This is a genomic window from Candidatus Tisiphia endosymbiont of Ditula angustiorana (genome assembly GCF_964026425.1).
Lineage (GTDB): Bacteria > Pseudomonadota > Alphaproteobacteria > Rickettsiales > Rickettsiaceae > Tisiphia.
Map to the genome: position 1 here is coordinate 1469150 of NZ_OZ032143.1, position 15932 is coordinate 1485081.

At 34.0% G+C, this 15932-nt stretch carries 14 protein-coding genes, 2 tRNA genes and 2 pseudogenes; 8 read left to right on the plus strand and 10 right to left on the minus strand.

Annotated elements, in window-relative coordinates; all coding sequences use genetic code 11:
• Positions 1 to 56 precede the first annotated feature (56 nt).
• A complete protein-coding gene (locus AAGD29_RS06985) occupies positions 57 to 761 on the minus strand; it encodes a type IV secretory system conjugative DNA transfer family protein (protein WP_341757602.1) in 705 nt (234 codons plus the stop codon).
• A gap of 418 nt (positions 762 to 1179) precedes the next feature.
• On the minus strand, positions 1180 to 1953 hold the full coding sequence (locus tag AAGD29_RS06990; protein WP_341757603.1) for an SDR family oxidoreductase: 774 nt from the start codon (positions 1951 to 1953) through the stop codon (positions 1180 to 1182).
• A 76-nt stretch (positions 1954 to 2029) separates the two neighbouring features.
• On the opposite strand from AAGD29_RS06990, the gene AAGD29_RS06995 reads away from it, so the two are divergent.
• Positions 2030 to 3481, plus strand: coding sequence for an IS4 family transposase (locus tag AAGD29_RS06995; protein WP_341757292.1), 1452 nt, complete (start codon positions 2030 to 2032; stop codon positions 3479 to 3481).
• Between the two features lie 117 nt (positions 3482 to 3598).
• Here the strand turns inward: AAGD29_RS06995 and AAGD29_RS07000 are convergent, their stop codons facing one another.
• The 4 genes from AAGD29_RS07000 to AAGD29_RS07015 all read right to left on the minus strand — a co-directional run bounded on the left by AAGD29_RS07000 (position 3599) and on the right by AAGD29_RS07015 (position 5876).
• The gene (locus AAGD29_RS07000; protein ID WP_341757604.1) at positions 3599 to 3754 is read right to left on the minus strand and encodes a hypothetical protein; all 156 of its coding nucleotides are present in this window, start codon (positions 3752 to 3754) and stop codon (positions 3599 to 3601) included.
• Between the two features lie 284 nt (positions 3755 to 4038).
• Positions 4039 to 5079, minus strand: a complete 1041-nt coding sequence (locus AAGD29_RS07005; protein WP_341757344.1) for an IS630 family transposase — start codon at positions 5077 to 5079, stop codon at positions 4039 to 4041.
• A 43-nt stretch (positions 5080 to 5122) separates the two neighbouring features.
• On the minus strand, positions 5123 to 5659 hold the full coding sequence (locus AAGD29_RS07010; RefSeq protein WP_341757605.1) for a hypothetical protein: 537 nt from the start codon (positions 5657 to 5659) through the stop codon (positions 5123 to 5125).
• Between the two features lie 138 nt (positions 5660 to 5797).
• Positions 5798 to 5876, minus strand: a tRNA-Gly gene (locus AAGD29_RS07015).
• Here AAGD29_RS07015 and AAGD29_RS07020 point away from each other — a divergent pair.
• The 5 genes and pseudogenes from AAGD29_RS07020 to AAGD29_RS07040 all read left to right on the plus strand — a co-directional run bounded on the left by AAGD29_RS07020 (position 5802) and on the right by AAGD29_RS07040 (position 10627).
• Positions 5802 to 5880: transfer RNA gene (locus tag AAGD29_RS07020), tRNA-Ala, on the plus strand. The genes AAGD29_RS07015 and AAGD29_RS07020 overlap by 75 nt on opposite strands.
• 436 nt (positions 5881 to 6316) lie before the next feature.
• A complete protein-coding gene (hflK, locus tag AAGD29_RS07025; protein WP_341757606.1) occupies positions 6317 to 7384 on the plus strand; it encodes an FtsH protease activity modulator HflK in 1068 nt (355 codons plus the stop codon).
• A gap of 6 nt (positions 7385 to 7390) precedes the next feature.
• Entirely contained in the window at positions 7391 to 8248 is an 858-nt protein-coding gene (hflC, locus tag AAGD29_RS07030) for a protease modulator HflC (RefSeq protein ID WP_341757607.1), read from the plus strand.
• Between the two features lie 45 nt (positions 8249 to 8293).
• Positions 8294 to 9852 (plus strand): annotated as a pseudogene (locus AAGD29_RS07035) (Do family serine endopeptidase).
• Positions 9853 to 9868: 16 nt separating this feature from the next.
• Positions 9869 to 10627: a rhodanese-like domain-containing protein gene (locus AAGD29_RS07040; protein WP_341757608.1), complete on the plus strand. Its 759-nt coding sequence runs from the start codon at positions 9869 to 9871 to the stop codon at positions 10625 to 10627.
• A 161-nt stretch (positions 10628 to 10788) separates the two neighbouring features.
• On the opposite strand, the gene rpsD is transcribed toward AAGD29_RS07040, so the two are convergent.
• The 3 genes and pseudogenes from rpsD to AAGD29_RS07055 all read right to left on the minus strand — a co-directional run bounded on the left by rpsD (position 10789) and on the right by AAGD29_RS07055 (position 12470).
• Positions 10789 to 11406: a 30S ribosomal protein S4 gene (gene rpsD, locus AAGD29_RS07045; protein WP_341757609.1), complete on the minus strand. Its 618-nt coding sequence runs from the start codon at positions 11404 to 11406 to the stop codon at positions 10789 to 10791.
• Between the two features lie 150 nt (positions 11407 to 11556).
• Positions 11557 to 12051 (minus strand): annotated as a pseudogene (gene rmuC, locus AAGD29_RS07050) (DNA recombination protein RmuC); the annotation flags it as partial.
• 23 nt (positions 12052 to 12074) lie between these two features.
• Complete coding sequence (locus AAGD29_RS07055) at positions 12075 to 12470, minus strand: transposase (RefSeq protein ID WP_410521141.1); 396 nt, start codon at positions 12468 to 12470, stop codon at positions 12075 to 12077.
• 438 nt (positions 12471 to 12908) lie between these two features.
• Between AAGD29_RS07055 and ltrA the strand changes: the two genes are divergently transcribed.
• Positions 12909 to 14153 carry a group II intron reverse transcriptase/maturase gene (gene ltrA / locus AAGD29_RS07060; protein ID WP_341757463.1) on the plus strand — a complete coding sequence of 415 codons (1245 nt, stop codon included), beginning with the start codon at positions 12909 to 12911 and terminating at the stop codon, positions 14151 to 14153.
• A 120-nt stretch (positions 14154 to 14273) separates the two neighbouring features.
• The gene (locus AAGD29_RS07065) at positions 14274 to 15725 is read left to right on the plus strand and encodes an IS4 family transposase (RefSeq protein ID WP_341757292.1); all 1452 of its coding nucleotides are present in this window, start codon (positions 14274 to 14276) and stop codon (positions 15723 to 15725) included.
• Here the strand turns inward: AAGD29_RS07065 and AAGD29_RS07070 are convergent.
• Positions 15695 to 15823: a hypothetical protein gene (locus AAGD29_RS07070; protein ID WP_341757611.1), complete on the minus strand. Its 129-nt coding sequence runs from the start codon at positions 15821 to 15823 to the stop codon at positions 15695 to 15697. The genes AAGD29_RS07065 and AAGD29_RS07070 overlap by 31 nt on opposite strands.
• Positions 15824 to 15932 lie beyond the last annotated feature (109 nt).

Sequence of the window (15932 nt, forward strand, 5' to 3'; positions counted from 1 at the left end):
AACGTGGCTATAAAAAAACTGCATTACCGGTTGCAATCTATTAATATCCGTAGGATTTATTCCCACATACAAAGTAATCTTACTTTTTTAAACTCTGCTATATCAAAGTCTGATTTTGAAGTTGCATAATCTATCAAAGGGTTATTCCAAGGGGCTAGATAGTGATTCAAAACTTGAATAACAGAATTTTGTTCTTGCCTGTCTTTTTTAAGGAATGCTGTAATATTTTGATACCCAATCGGATGTATGATATTTTTTAACTTATTAATTCCATCAGATAGCTCTTGAATTAAATCCCCTTGTAGCATTCTTGCAATTTCACCAAATGATTTAGTTTTTGTAGTATTCGCACAAAGGTACAGAACTATTGAAGTAAATAAATTTCTTGCATCAGTGTCATAAGCTTCATCATTCTTTACCAAGAAATAAGCTATTTTTTGAATATCATCTATTATTTTTTCATTATGGTTAATAAAATCCAAAGGGTTGTACCTATGAGTTTTATCTTTTCCACCAAGCGGATTCCAAACAAGAATCTTGTGTCCAATAGAAGCTCTATAGCTGCTAGTAAGCATATAATTTTCAAGCTTTATATCATGTACAATCGTAGATTCTTGAAATGTTAACAGGCTGGGAATAACAAAACATACCCCTTTACCAGAACTAGGAGGAGCTAATAATAAAATATGCTGATAATCATTTGAAAATAATTTTTTACCATCATTATCAAGTCCAAGTAATATGGTATTTTCTGAATTCACTTTTACCCCATAAATTTTTAAATTTATAACTACTCATCGAAGATTATACAGAAACCTACTTCCTTATTTATAAAAAACTAATAGTGTACCTTTTTTATACAATTAAAATACTTACTTTGTACATAAAATGTCACAGAACACTCTTTGCAAGCAGTGTATACTTTCCTGCTTTGAAGAATTGGCTTCGCAAAAGTTACATTTTTTACTCAGAAATTCCTCAACTATCTTTCATGATAATAATTAAAAAAGTTAGAATGTACTCTTGAAACAATTCTACGAGTGCATTTTTCTTAAAATTTTGCTTAGTCAATTAAGAATAATTATTCTTAATTGACGTAAGTGGAGTTATTTGCCTCCCCACGAAATATACTCGATGAAAATCAACAATTGCGTTGTTGTTGTCCAAGACCTGCGGTGCTCACGTACTAATGTACGCTGTGCTCCTCGGCTTGGACACTCCTAGCACTTGTTGATTTTGATCTTCGTCTACCAACTCTTCATTTACGAGCAGTATACCACCATCAACAGTAATACATGAACCTGTGACATACCGAGATGCTTTGTTTGAGGCAAGGTATAAAATTGCACCATCAAGGTCAGTAGGTTCTGCTACAAAATGTAGTGGTATAAGTTCTTCTAATTCTTTACGTTGTTCCTCTGTACTTAATTTGTAATCTGTAAGCGGTGTGTGAAATATACCAGGTATAATACAATTAATCCGAATATGTACAGTTGCCAGCTCTCCTACTAATGCCTTTGTCATTTGAATCACAGATGCTTTAGAGGCACAGTAGCCAGTGATATTTTCACGTAAACGATTTGCTCCATTGACACTAGCAATATTGATAATAGACCCGTGGATTTCATGGTTTTTCATATGATTGGCAACCATTTTGCTAACGTACCAAACTCCCATTACATTGGTTTTCATGACAGACTCGAAGTCATCCAGTTCATCCGACTCAAAGATTGGTGTGAGTTTTGCAATTCCGGCATTATTAATACAAATATTTATGAGTTCTCTTTGTTGCTCCAGTGTATCAAAGGCTCTTTGAACAGAGATTTTATCTGCTACATCCATTTCCAAGGCAACAGCATTGCTAAGCTCAGAAGATAAAGTTTGCAGTTTATCTAGCCTTCTACTAGCTAATATGACTCGTACCCCTTGGCTAGAAAGCTTACTATTACCCACAAAATAACAATGGTGAAAAAGAAGTAAAAATAATATACTGATTTGCAATTAAAATATTACATTGTAGAGGTATAGTATGAGTCAAGAAATAATAAATAATTATTTGACCGAGGAATTTAGTGGAGCTATTTTGGGTGATAAAAGGCTGACAAATAGGTTAATAAAGATAGCTGATAATTTTGCAAATATACCTGAAAGCTCAATTAATCAAGCATGTGGAAATTGGGCAGAAACAAAAGCAGCATATCGTTTTTTTAAAAACGATAATGTTAAGGAATCAAAAATATTAGAAGCCCATATTGCTAAAGCAGTAGAAAGAATCAAAGAGCATGATAAAGTTCTTGTTATACAAGATACTAGTTATATCACATATACTAGTCATAAAAAAACTACTGGATTGGGTGTGTTATCAAGAAAAGAGGGAAAGAATGTTAAAAATATTGAATGTAAAGGTCTGATAATGCATACTGCCTTTGCGGTTGCTACCAATGGATTAGCACTTGGGTTGTTGGATCAAAAGATTCACAATAGACCAGCAGTGCCTGAAGAAATACAACAGTTAAAAAAAACTAGTCATGGTAATGCGGTACATATTAAAGATAAAGAAAGTATGAAGTGGCTTAATGCATTACAGAACACTATTAATGCAACGAATAATAGTAATACCCAAATTATAACTGTTTGTGATAGAGAAGCTGATATATATGATTTTTTTGAATTGGCACAAGCTCAGAAATCTAAAGTTTTAGTTAGAGCTGCACAGGATAGAGAAATAAATAAAAAGTCAAAATATTCCAAAAAAGATAGACAATATTTGTGGAAGGTAGTATCGGGTTTCCAGTGTGCTGGAGAAATAGCAGTTAAAGATACTAGTCAAGAAAATAAAGCTAATAGGATTAGACATTTGGAAGTTAGATTTGGAAAATTTATAATGAATCCTCCTGTAAACAATGTAAGACATAAAACAGAAACATTGCCAAATTTACCAGTATATGCCATCAATGTTATTGAGCGTCGTCCCCCTAGTGGAACAACACCATTAGAATGGATGTTACTAACCAATATAGTTATCAATAATTTTGAAGAAGCTATAGAGAAAGTAAGATGGTATTGTTTAAGATGGAGAATTGAAATTTTTCATAAAATTTTAAAATCTGGATTTAGGGTTGAACAATGTAGACTTGCAACAGGAGAAAGATTAATAAAATACTTGACAATCATGAGCATAATTGCTTGGAGAATTTTTTTTATTACTTTAATTGGCAGAACTAATCCTAATCTACCATGTAGTGTAATATTAGCTGAAGAAGAATGGCGAGTTTTGTATGTAAAGATACACAAAGCAGCTCCCCCTAATAATACAATTCCTACAATAAAAAATGCTATAATATGGGTTGCTAAATTGGGTGGGTATTTAGCAAGAAAAAATGATCTAGAGCCTGGTCCTATTGTATTGTGGAGAGGATGGCAACGGTTATTTGATCTAGTTCAAGGTTATCAATTAGCTAACTCTAATATTTGTGGGTAATAGTAAGGTTCTGTGAGAGCCTGAAGTGCAAACCTTGGGCTACTCGACCACCACACCATGTGGCATCTATTCCCAATTCTGTATAATCACAAAGGTGTAGTTGTTTTTCTCCTAATATTAAGCCACAGACAAAGTATCTCTCACTTTTTTGTCGTGGATATCTAGAGCCTTAATTAACAACTCTAATATTTCATTACTAATCGTTTCCTCTTCAAAATACATTGTTATTTCGCTGACAACTTTATTAGATTCTAGAATTTTTATTAGTTCCATACTGACGTTTCTGTGAGACTTGCTGAACAACTTTTTGTAATGTTCTACTGAGTGGCAAGGCATCTCTCATAGGATTTTCAGCAGATGTATTAGTATTATCAACTTGTGCTTCATCTGATAATTCTTGTGCAAATTGTAAAATTGGCTCAATCTTTTGTTGTGGTAATTGCTGGTTTTTATCAATTTCATTAGCATCAACTTGATTTTTTTCATTTTGAAAAATTTCAGATTTGCCATATCTAGATTTATTAGATATATTTTTATTATTATCTATATATACTCAATTAACCTGAAGAGTTGCAGAAATGGTTAACGGTAATAGTTTGGAAATTATCGTTTATTAAGGTACGTAACCTATCTTTATAATCACCGATGTTGCTAAAAAATTTGTTTATTGCTTCCGAAAATTGTTCAAAATTATGATAAAATTTATTATTAGTTGTAATACGGTGCATAAACTTCCATAATCTCTCAATTGGGTTCAGATTTGGACTATATGGTGGCAAAAATACTAGCTCTATTTTCGTATTTACTAGGTATTCCTTGACTTTCTTGGATTTGTGGTAACTAGCATTGTCACAGATTAAATATATTCTCTCCTTGTCACTATTCTCCTCTTCTAACTTTTGTAAAAAATTAACTATCTGCTCCCCATTTATTTTGGGGTTCTCTGTACTTACTAACTGCAAATCGGCTAGGTTAATAGCACCAATCATGTGCTTTCTTTTCCAGCCACTGAATGTTGGTAAGGTTTTATCTTGGTTCTTTCTTATCCAACCACACCTTGCCCTTGCTTGATACTGAGGATGAACACCATCCATAAAATATATAGCTTCCTTATCTCTGAGATTCCCTTTTAGCAAACTGTAGTTTAACTTAAATAATTCTTGCTTGTCAAAATCCAGCTTAGCCGGTACTATTTTCGGCTTCTTGTAAACAAATCCCAGTTTGTATAGTAATTTTGTTACTCCCGTTATCGTATATGTCACACCATATTTGTTCTCAATGTGATGCATAATATCTTTCGCATAAACATAATTATTTGCTTCTAGGTGAGTCACTAATTCTGTCTTCTCACCATCACTTAATTTGCTTGCACTACCCCCATTGTCGGTATTAAGCTTATTGGCTTTTTGATAATCAACAATATGTTTTCTTATCGCTTCGTGGCTCAAGAGTAGTACCTTAGCAATCTCTACATTACTATACCCATCGTCATACATCAAAACTGCCTTAATACGATCACGTATGCGTCCGTCTCGTTCTGTCTTATGACGTTCCTTCAACTTTTCTCTTTGTTCTTCTGTCAATACATTCTTACTCATAATGTCCTAAACTTTATAATATCTCTCCTATCTTTGCAACTCTTCATTTATGAGTAGTATATATAGAGTGATCCAAACTTTTTTGGGGTTGAGGCAAAAATTCTTTGGGGTTAGCCCCAAAGTTTTTTTGAGTTGAGTCTAAAATTTTTTCATTTTCACTAGAAATTTTTTGAGAATGAGGTTGGAAAATTCTTGCCAGTTTAATACAAGGGACATTACGACACTTAATGCCATATTTGACTATGGTTGCTTTACGAAGATCAATAAAGCCAGCTTTCTGCAACTCCATCAAACATTGTCTAACCCGTTCTTGGCAAACTCCTAAAGACTGTTCAAAAAAGTTATAAGTTTCCTGGAGTTCATCTATGCTATTATTATGATAGATTTGCAAGCGAAATACGATTAATGATAGGAGTTGCTTAGCAGTTTTACTTAAAACTTTACCATTACTGGAAGAAAGACCCCGCCATTCAGGTGGCACAAAATTACCAACAAAATGGTAAAAGATAGTAGAATTATTACCAACATCACTACCAGTAGTAGAACAGGCAGGAAAAAAAGAGCAGCATATAGTGTGCATAATACCTCAACTTAAACATCAGGTTTAAACGAGGTAATAGAGCAATTAAGATACCATTTTTGAAATTATTAGCAGCATATAAGCAGCATAAGGATATTTACGAGGAAAGTAGAAAATGATGAAAAGCTTGGAGGTCTTTGGTGGAGACAGGGGGAATCGAACCCCCGACCTTTTGAATGGCATTCAAAAGGTCGGGGGTTCGATTCCCCCTGTCTCCACCAAAGACTTATCAGGGGTTCAGGACTTCTCTACTCTTACTAAAAAATCCATATGTGTTATTTCAACTAAAATTCCTGAAAATTTTGATATAGTGAAACCTATTGAATTAGGTGATACAAATTTTGTGTCATACCTGCGAAAGCAGGTATCTAGATTCCCGCCTACGCGGGAATGACAATTTACAATTGTTATGTTCTTTGTCACCTAATCCTATGGGCTTAACTATATTATGAAATCTTTTTTTTCCTTCTCCTCCTTCCACTTGAATACTTTACCCTTTCTTCTTTACCGGAAACTGCTGATTTTTTAGTAACGAACCTTGACGCAGTTAGATATACAAGATATAATAATATACTAAATTTTTTTTATCAAATAGTATTAGTGCTAACTATATTTAGTGATATAATATACAAATTAACAAAATAGCAATAGCAGAAAATGTTTAATCGAATATATACTCAAGTTCTAAAAAAATCCCCTTGGGGAGATTCTGAAGAGGAAGAAAAAAGTGAATATAATATATTTACTAGACCAAGGAAAAAAAATAAGTTTAACCTTAATGATTTCTATAATAAGTTTAGCTTTAACAATAACATAATGGCGTTAGTTTTGTTGTCATTAGTTGCTGTTTGGTTTGCCTCCGGAGTTTATGAAGTTAAGGAAGGAGAAGAAGCTGCAGTAATGAGGTTTGGTAAGTTTGTTCGTAAAGGATTCCCTGGTTTGAATTATCACCTTCCCTTGCCGTTTGAACAGGTAGTAGTTGAGAAGGTAAACCAGTCTCGTAGAATTGAGATCGGCTATAGATCAACAAGTAGCCTTAGGTCTAATATGGATAACACCAAAGCTGTGGCTGCTGAAAGTACTATGCTTACTGGCGATGAGAATATTGTTGCACTAAATTGTGATATAATGTGGCATATTAATGATTTAGAAAAATATATTTTTAATATTGTTAATCCAGAAGATTCTGTAAAAACAGCTGCTGAAAGTGCTATAAGAGAAGTTATAGGCAATACTCCTATCTCTTCGATATTATCAGACCAAAAACAAGAAATCACTAATAAGATTGAAGGTTTAACACAGAAAATCCTTGATCATTATAATGCTGGTGTTGGTATTGAGAAAGTGCAGTTACTAAAAGCTGAACCGCCAGCTGAAGTAATTGATGCTTATAGGGATGTACAAACTTCTAAAGCCGATAAAGAACGTGAGATAAATCAAGCACAATCCTATAATAATGATATTTTACCTAAAGCTAGAGGGCAGGCGGCTAAAATTGTCCAAGAAGCAGAAGGTTACAGACAAGAGGTTATCTCAAGAGCTGAAGGAGATAGCAAAAGGTTTGCTGCTGTTTATACACAATATGTTGCTAATAAGTCAATAACTAAGGATCGCCTTTACTTAGAAGCTATAGAAAATATTCTAACGGATACCAGCAAAGTTATTATGGGTACTAATGGCGTTTTGCCGCATATGGCAATTCAGCAAAATAAAATTAAGGAGTAGTGCTGGATGAAGACAATTTATTATATAAGTTTCGTAGTTTTCGGATTATTATTATCAGTTAGCAGTGCTTTATTTACCGTTGATCAACGCCATTCCGCTGTGGTATTTCAATTTGGTGAGGCAATGAGAACCATTGAAAGTCCAGGATTAAATATAAAGATTCCATTTATTCAAAATGTTGAATTTTTTGATAAACGTATCTTAAATGTAGAGGCGGAAGCAAAAGAGCTAACTGCTTCTGATGGAAAAAGGGTAATCGTAGATGCTTTTGCCAAATTTCGTATTGTTGATCCTGTGATGTTTTACAAAACTGTACATAACTACCAAGGTGTTAAAATTAGACTTAATAAAAACCTAGAATCTTCAATGAGGAAAGTTATAGGTAGATTACCTTTGACTAGTCTTCTTACAAGTGCAAGGTCTGACATAATGTCAAATATCTTAAATCAGGTTAATGAGGAAGCAAAGAATTTTGGACTTGATGTAATTGACGTTAGAATTTTAAGAGCTGATTTACCAAAAGAGAATAGTGCAGCAATTTATCGCCGCATGCAAACTGCTCGTGAAAAAGAAGCTACCCAAATAAGAGCTGAAGGGCAAGAAGAAGGAGCTCGCATAAGATCAAGAGCTGATAAAGAAAGTAAAATATTACTTGCTGAAGCTTATATGCAATCTCAAATCATAAAAGGTGATGGTGACAGGGAGGCAGCTAAGATATATAATCTTGCTTATTCTGTTGATCCAGAATTCTATAAATTTTATAGATCCTTGGAAGTATATAAAAATACTTTAAAGAAAGATGATACTTCTTTTGTATTGTCTCCGGAAGCAGAGCTATTTAAATATCTAAATTTGGGTAAATAGAATGACATTGAGAGAGTAAAAATGATTAGTAGTTAGGTAGATGATATGGTTCAAAATATTTGTAAGTTTAACAATTTACTAAGGTCTTTAATTGCCACTTTTCTGATGACTATGTGGTTAGCATCTTCTGTTTTTGCTGAAAATATTCAGTCAAGCAAAATTACTCCTGAGGAATCTAGTAATTTACAGTCAGTGCCAATAAAGATACCTGAATCCCATAATTATAGTTTTGCAGATATTGTTGAGCCACTTATTCCAGCTGTGGTAAATGTGTATACAGTACAATATAACCAAAAATTAGAAGATTCTCATAAAAAATCTTTCGAGCGTTTTCCATTCGATCATTTTAATGAACTTTTGGAGCGTTTTAATCTACCTTTTGATTTTGATGAGATGTATTCAAATCCTAAATCTGTTCCCCTTGGCTCTGGTTTTATTATAGATCCTACAGGTTTCATTGTTACCAACCATCATGTAGTTGCAAATGCAGATGAGATTCACATAAAATTAACGGATAATAGAGAGCTATCAGCTAAATTGGTAGGTAGTGATAAAAAAACTGATCTTGCTCTTTTAAAAATTGAGATTGAAACTCCTTTACCTTTTGTAAAATTCGGTGATTCCAGTAAAGCTAGGGTAGGAGATCAGGTTATTGCTATTGGTAATCCTTTTGGTAGACTTGGAGGAACAGTAACTGCTGGTATTATATCTTCAAAGGGACGTGATATTGATAACACTAACGGTATAGTAGATGATTTTATACAAACTGATGCGGCTATTAATAATGGTAATTCCGGTGGGCCAATGTTTAATATTAATGGTGAAGTTATAGGAGTCAATACAGCAATATTTTCACCTTCTGGGACTAGTATTGGTATTGGATTTGCTATTCCATCTAATACTGCTAAATCAATTATTGACCAGCTAAGGCAAAATGGAAAAATTAATCGCGGTAGGCTTGGGGTAGTAATTCAAGAAGTAACTAATGAAATAGCTGAAGGGTTTGAGTTAAAAGAAGCTTCGGGAGCGTTAGTAGTGGAAGTACAAAAAGATGGTCCAGCTGATAAATTTGGTATAAAACCTGGGGATGTAATAATAGAATTTGCTGGACAACCGGTAAAAAATTCTAGGAGGCTGCAGGTAATGGTTGCTGAAACTATCGTTGATCAAGAGGTAAAAATTATCGTTGTACACGCGATGGCAAAAATCAAGAATTAAGTGGCAAGATTAGTAGTGAAGAGGATCTAGAGCCTAAAAAAGTAAACGACAAGGTAAGCGATAAAACTTCTGATAATAAATTTTCTGTTGTAAAAAATAATATTACTTTTAGTAATTTAACGGATAATCTTAAACGAAAATTTGCCATTAAAAGTAAAGTCGAGGGCATTATTGTAACTGATATCGCAAAAGATGGAAAAAATTATGGTTTTAAAATTGGTGATTTAGTAATAGCAAGCAATCAACAACCTATAGCTTCTATAGATCAATTAAATGTGTTGTATGACAATGCCCAATCTATTAAAAAGCAAAATATAATCTTGTTGGTACAGAGACGGGGTGTTTCTATGTTTATAGCTTTGCCAGTTACCAAATCTGAAAATTAGTAGTAATGAAGTCAGTATGAATAATGATTCTAAAATAGCAGTATTAAGTTTTTATAGTTTTACTAACCTAGAAAACCTTGAGATTTTGCTGCCAAAGATTTTACTTATTGGTAAAAAAAGAAGAATTAGGGGTACTATTCTTTTAGCTCTAGAAGGATTTAATGGTTCAATTTCTGGGACAAAAGAAGAGGTAAATTTTTTAGTAGATGAAATTATAAAACTTACGTCTGCGGAAGATGTAAATATTAAAATAAATTACTGTGATATCCATCCTTTTCAAAAATTAAAAGTAAAGCTGAAAAAAGAAATTATTGCTATGACAGTTGGGGATATTGATATTGCAAATCTGAAAGGAGAGTATATTGAGCCAAAGGACTGGGACAAGTTTATTAGCCAAAATAATGTGGTATTAGTAGACACTAGAAATGACTATGAAGTTTGTGTAGGTACTTTTAAAGGGGCTATAGATCCGAAGACAGAAACGTTTAAGCAGTTTCCCAAATGGGTAGAGCAGAATAAAGAATTACTTGCTGGAAAAAAAGTAGCAATGTTTTGTACTGGTGGGATTAGATGCGAGAAATCAACAGCCTATTTGAAGAAACTGGGTTTTAATGATGTGTACCATCTTAAGGGCGGTATTTTACAATATTTAGAAGTAACCCATAATCGTAATAGGTTATGGCAAGGAGAATGTTTTGTATTTGATGACAGAAGGGCTGTGGCAAGTGACTTGTCACCAGCTGAAGGACATTGGTTGGAACGTGGTGATCGATAAGCTACTATAGGTAGGACAGGTTTTAATATGAATTGTCATCCCAACGTAGGCTGAGATCTAAAAAAATAGCCTAAAAGGATGTGTTAAGTATTATAGCCCCCTACCTACGCAGGGGTGATAGCATGGAGAGTAAGCTGCGAGGATGATATTTAGTCTCTTAATTATCTTGAATAGAGTTCAACTACTAAATGTACTTCTGGTTCGAATGGATACGGAACATCAGAAATTACTGGGATTCTAACAAACTGACCAGACAATGAATTGGAATCAAAAGTTAAATAGCTTGGTACAGCGTTTCCTTGTTTGCTAGCTGTCTCGAGTATTACAGGGATTTGTTTTGCTGATTCCTTTAGCTCGATGACATCTCCTTCTTTTAGTCTCATACTTGGGATATTAACCTTTTTACCATTCACTTTAATGTGACCATGGGTAACAAATTGTCTTGCAGAAAAAATCGTTGGTGCAATATTCATTCTATATATAACAGCGTCAAGCCTTCTTTCTAACAAAGCTATAAAATTTTCACCCGTATTGCCTTTCATTTTTTGTGCGAGAGTAAAAGTATTTCTAAATTGCTTCTCGTTAATTCTACCATAATGGCATTTAAGTTTTTGTTTAGCCTTCAAGTGTAGACCATAATCAGAGGTTTTAACCATACTATTCTGACCATGTTGACCAGGACGATAATTTCTTGTATTGAAGGCATCTTTACTATCGCCCCACAGGCTTACACCAAGTCTTCTGCTAGCCTTATATTTAGAATTAATAATTTTTGTCACGCTCTATGTCTCATAATTTTGATATCATACTGACGTCATTATAACGCTAATTTAAGTATATATATTTTAACAATTAAAGTCAATTCCTCATTTTTTAAAATTATGGGAGTGCCTGCGAATTCCTCAACATAAGCAAATTATGCAAGAGGTCTATTCTAATTCCTTGATTTTATCGGATGATTCGAGCAACTGGGCATCAATAATTTCAGATTTTGATGAAACAAGCTGATAACGCTCTATAGGATGCTGGATTGTTTTGTTACCAATATCTATGCCTAATTTTTGAATATTCCTAGCCTTAGATAAAAAATGTCGATTAAAAGAAGCGGCAAATTTATCATAATTATTGACTATATGCTGAATATTATTGCCAAGTTTCTGCGAATGCTCCGCTAACGAAGCAATAGAGGTCAATAATTTTCTTACCTCTTCTATAATTAATTTGTGATTTTCTGAACGTCTATAATCTGAAATTTGGAATTTAGCAAATGATAGCATATTCATAAGTCCTGCTGGACCAACTGGGAAAATATTGCTTTCCCAAGCTTTTTGTAAAAAATTATTATCTGCAATCAGAATTTTTTCAATTGCCTGTTCAGTAGGGACAAACATCAAAGTAACTATATTACCAAAATGTTCCTTTTTATCTTGGAAACTAGGGTGTGTCATCAATTGAGCCAAATTACCATGGAAGCCATATAAACAGCACCCAAAAAGTTCTGAGATGTTTTGTCAAATCGTGTTGCAATAGCTCTATATTGCTTCAATTTTGCAAAAAAGTTCTCAATCAAATGCCTAGCTTTATATAGGTCCTTATCATACTTAGCTGGATTCACACGATTCTTCTTTGGGGGAATCACAGCTATACATCCCTTATCTTTCAGCTTATCTCGCATACGTACATCGGCATCATAAGCCTTATCAGCAAGTACAGCATCCGCTTTCGTCAATTCATTCATCAAAACATCAGATCCTTGCAAATCATGAGCTTGAGTGTGCCAAGAATCAATAACTTCATCGTAGTAAGTTATTGAATGCTTAGTAATAGATGGTGGTAGGTCCACCGAGATCGGCTAGCACGAGCAGATCTCAAACGACCCCACGGTGCTGTTTCTTTCAAGGAGATGGTGTTGAGCGGATGGGGAAAAGGCGATGTAGATCGTCACGTATGATTCAAGGAGACGAGCGTAAGCGAACCAATCGATGAGGTGTCGAAATCTGAGTAAATACTGTCAAAACTAGGGAATCTCAAGCATCGCTAGGATAAGGACTAATCGGTAATGTGTGTTTTGGATTAGTGACAGTCGATATAGAGATGGCGTGAACTTGAATTAGGCTATTACTTAGAACTTGGGAACCATTCCTATTCTCTTTTCTTCCATGGGAGTGGGGCGGATAAAGTTGTAGTAGCGATGAAGGTTTGGAAACAAACTGGAGCAAAGGGCTTTACTTTTGGAGTGATAGAAGATCAAACAACCAATTAGGTAGGAAATGATACTTATATGACTAAACATTATGATGTAAGCAAGGATGAAGTAATGAATGCTTGGAAGAGTGTTCGAAAAAGCGGAGGAGCATGTGGCTTTGATGGCATCACTATAGAAGATGTTGAAGGAGATTTGGATAATCAACTCTATAAGATATGGAATAGGATGTCAGCAGGAAGCTATATGGCTAAATCTGTGCTTTTAGTGAATATCCCTAAAGCTAAGGGGGGATATCGCCAACTTGGGATACCTACTGTTTGTGATCGCATAGCACAAGTAGTTGTTAAGAATAGACTAGAATCAATACTAGAAGACAAATTTTGCCAAAACTCGTATGCTTACAGACCCGGTAAAAGTGCAATAGATGCTGTGACGGTATGTAGAGAGAGGTGTTTTGTGCATGAGTGGTTGGTAGAGATTGATATTAAAGGATTCTTTGACAATATAGATCATGATATATTACTGGATATGCTTTTAAAACATACTGATGACAAAGTTATTGTATTATATGCGAAAAGGTTCTTGAAAGCGACAGGAATAGAGAGTGGCAGGAATATAGAAATAGCAAGGGAAAAAGGCACTCCGCAGGGTGGGGTAGTCAGTCCGATACTTGCTAATTTGTATTTACATGAAGCTTTTGATAATTGGATGCAAGAGATACATAGCAATATAAAGTATGAGAGATATGCCGATGATATTGTGGTTCATTGTTGCAGTGAGAAGCAAGCATATTTTATTAAAGAGAAAGTTCAAGCAAGGCTAAAGCAATATAAGCTAGAGCTGAACCTAGAAAAGACCAAGATAGTATACACAGGAATTAAAAACGATCATGATCATAGGAAGCATAATTTACCACGTAAATTTAGCTTTTTGGGGTATGATTTTAAGCCAAGAATATGGCACGGTAAACTTGTATATACGCCTGGAATTGGCACAGGAGCTATGAAAATGATTAAAGATAAAATAAAGAAGACGTGGCAACTTAAGGTAAGTGTGAGTGGTAGCTTAGAAGATATAGCGGAAAGGGTGAATCCGGTTATTCGAGGATGGATAAACTATTATGGTCATTATAGGAGATCGGATTTATACAAACTAGAATACGTGATAAATAACTATCTAGTGCGATTTATTAAGAAGAAGTACGAGAGTTATGCAACATGGAATAAGGCTTGGAAACACTTAGGCAAACTAAAAGCAGAATCAGCTCACACATTTTGTCATTGGTACATGATAAGTGAATCCAAAGGAAGAGCCGTATAACGCGAGAGTGTTACGTACGGTTCTGTGAGCTTACTATTACCCACAAAATAACAATGGTGAAAAAGAAGTAAAAATAATATACTGATTTGCAATTAAAATATTACATTGTAGAGGTATAGTATGAGTCAAGAAATAATAAATAATTATTTGACCGAGGAATTTAGTGGAGCTATTTTGGGTGATAAAAGGCTGACAAATAGGTTAATAAAGATAGCTGATAATTTTGCAAATATACCTGAAAGCTCAATTAATCAAGCATGTGGAAATTGGGCAGAAACAAAAGCAGCATATCGTTTTTTTAAAAACGATAATGTTAAGGAATCAAAAATATTAGAAGCCCATATTGCTAAAGCAGTAGAAAGAATCAAAGAGCATGATAAAGTTCTTGTTATACAAGATACTAGTTATATCACATATACTAGTCATAAAAAAACTACTGGATTGGGTGTGTTATCAAGAAAAGAGGGAAAGAATGTTAAAAATATTGAATGTAAAGGTCTGATAATGCATACTGCCTTTGCGGTTGCTACCAATGGATTAGCACTTGGGTTGTTGGATCAAAAGATTCACAATAGACCAGCAGTGCCTGAAGAAATACAACAGTTAAAAAAAACTAGTCATGGTAATGCGGTACATATTAAAGATAAAGAAAGTATGAAGTGGCTTAATGCATTACAGAACACTATTAATGCAACGAATAATAGTAATACCCAAATTATAACTGTTTGTGATAGAGAAGCTGATATATATGATTTTTTTGAATTGGCACAAGCTCAGAAATCTAAAGTTTTAGTTAGAGCTGCACAGGATAGAGAAATAAATAAAAAGTCAAAATATTCCAAAAAAGATAGACAATATTTGTGGAAGGTAGTATCGGGTTTCCAGTGTGCTGGAGAAATAGCAGTTAAAGATACTAGTCAAGAAAATAAAGCTAATAGGATTAGACATTTGGAAGTTAGATTTGGAAAATTTATAATGAATCCTCCTGTAAACAATGTAAGACATAAAACAGAAACATTGCCAAATTTACCAGTATATGCCATCAATGTTATTGAGCGTCGTCCCCCTAGTGGAACAACACCATTAGAATGGATGTTACTAACCAATATAGTTATCAATAATTTTGAAGAAGCTATAGAGAAAGTAAGATGGTATTGTTTAAGATGGAGAATTGAAATTTTTCATAAAATTTTAAAATCTGGATTTAGGGTTGAACAATGTAGACTTGCAACAGGAGAAAGATTAATAAAATACTTGACAATCATGAGCATAATTGCTTGGAGAATTTTTTTTATTACTTTAATTGGCAGAACTAATCCTAATCTACCATGTAGTGTAATATTAGCTGAAGAAGAATGGCGAGTTTTGTATGTAAAGATACACAAAGCAGCTCCCCCTAATAATACAATTCCTACAATAAAAAATGCTATAATATGGGTTGCTAAATTGGGTGGGTATTTAGCAAGAAAAAATGATCTAGAGCCTGGTCCTATTGTATTGTGGAGAGGATGGCAACGGTTATTTGATCTAGTTCAAGGTTATCAATTAGCTAACTCTAATATTTGTGGGTAATAGTAAGGGCTAGAAAGAAGGCGTGCGAATTGTTCTCCAAGACCACTACTAGCTCCTGTAATTAAAGCTGTCTTGCCTGTTAAATTAAAAAGTTCCATTATTTTAACCTCAATTACTATGCTTACATTCTATTTATTTAGCAAATGAGAGTATACTCTTCTGCTTTGAAGAATTGTTTTTTGAAAATATCAGGAACTCGCGTACTCA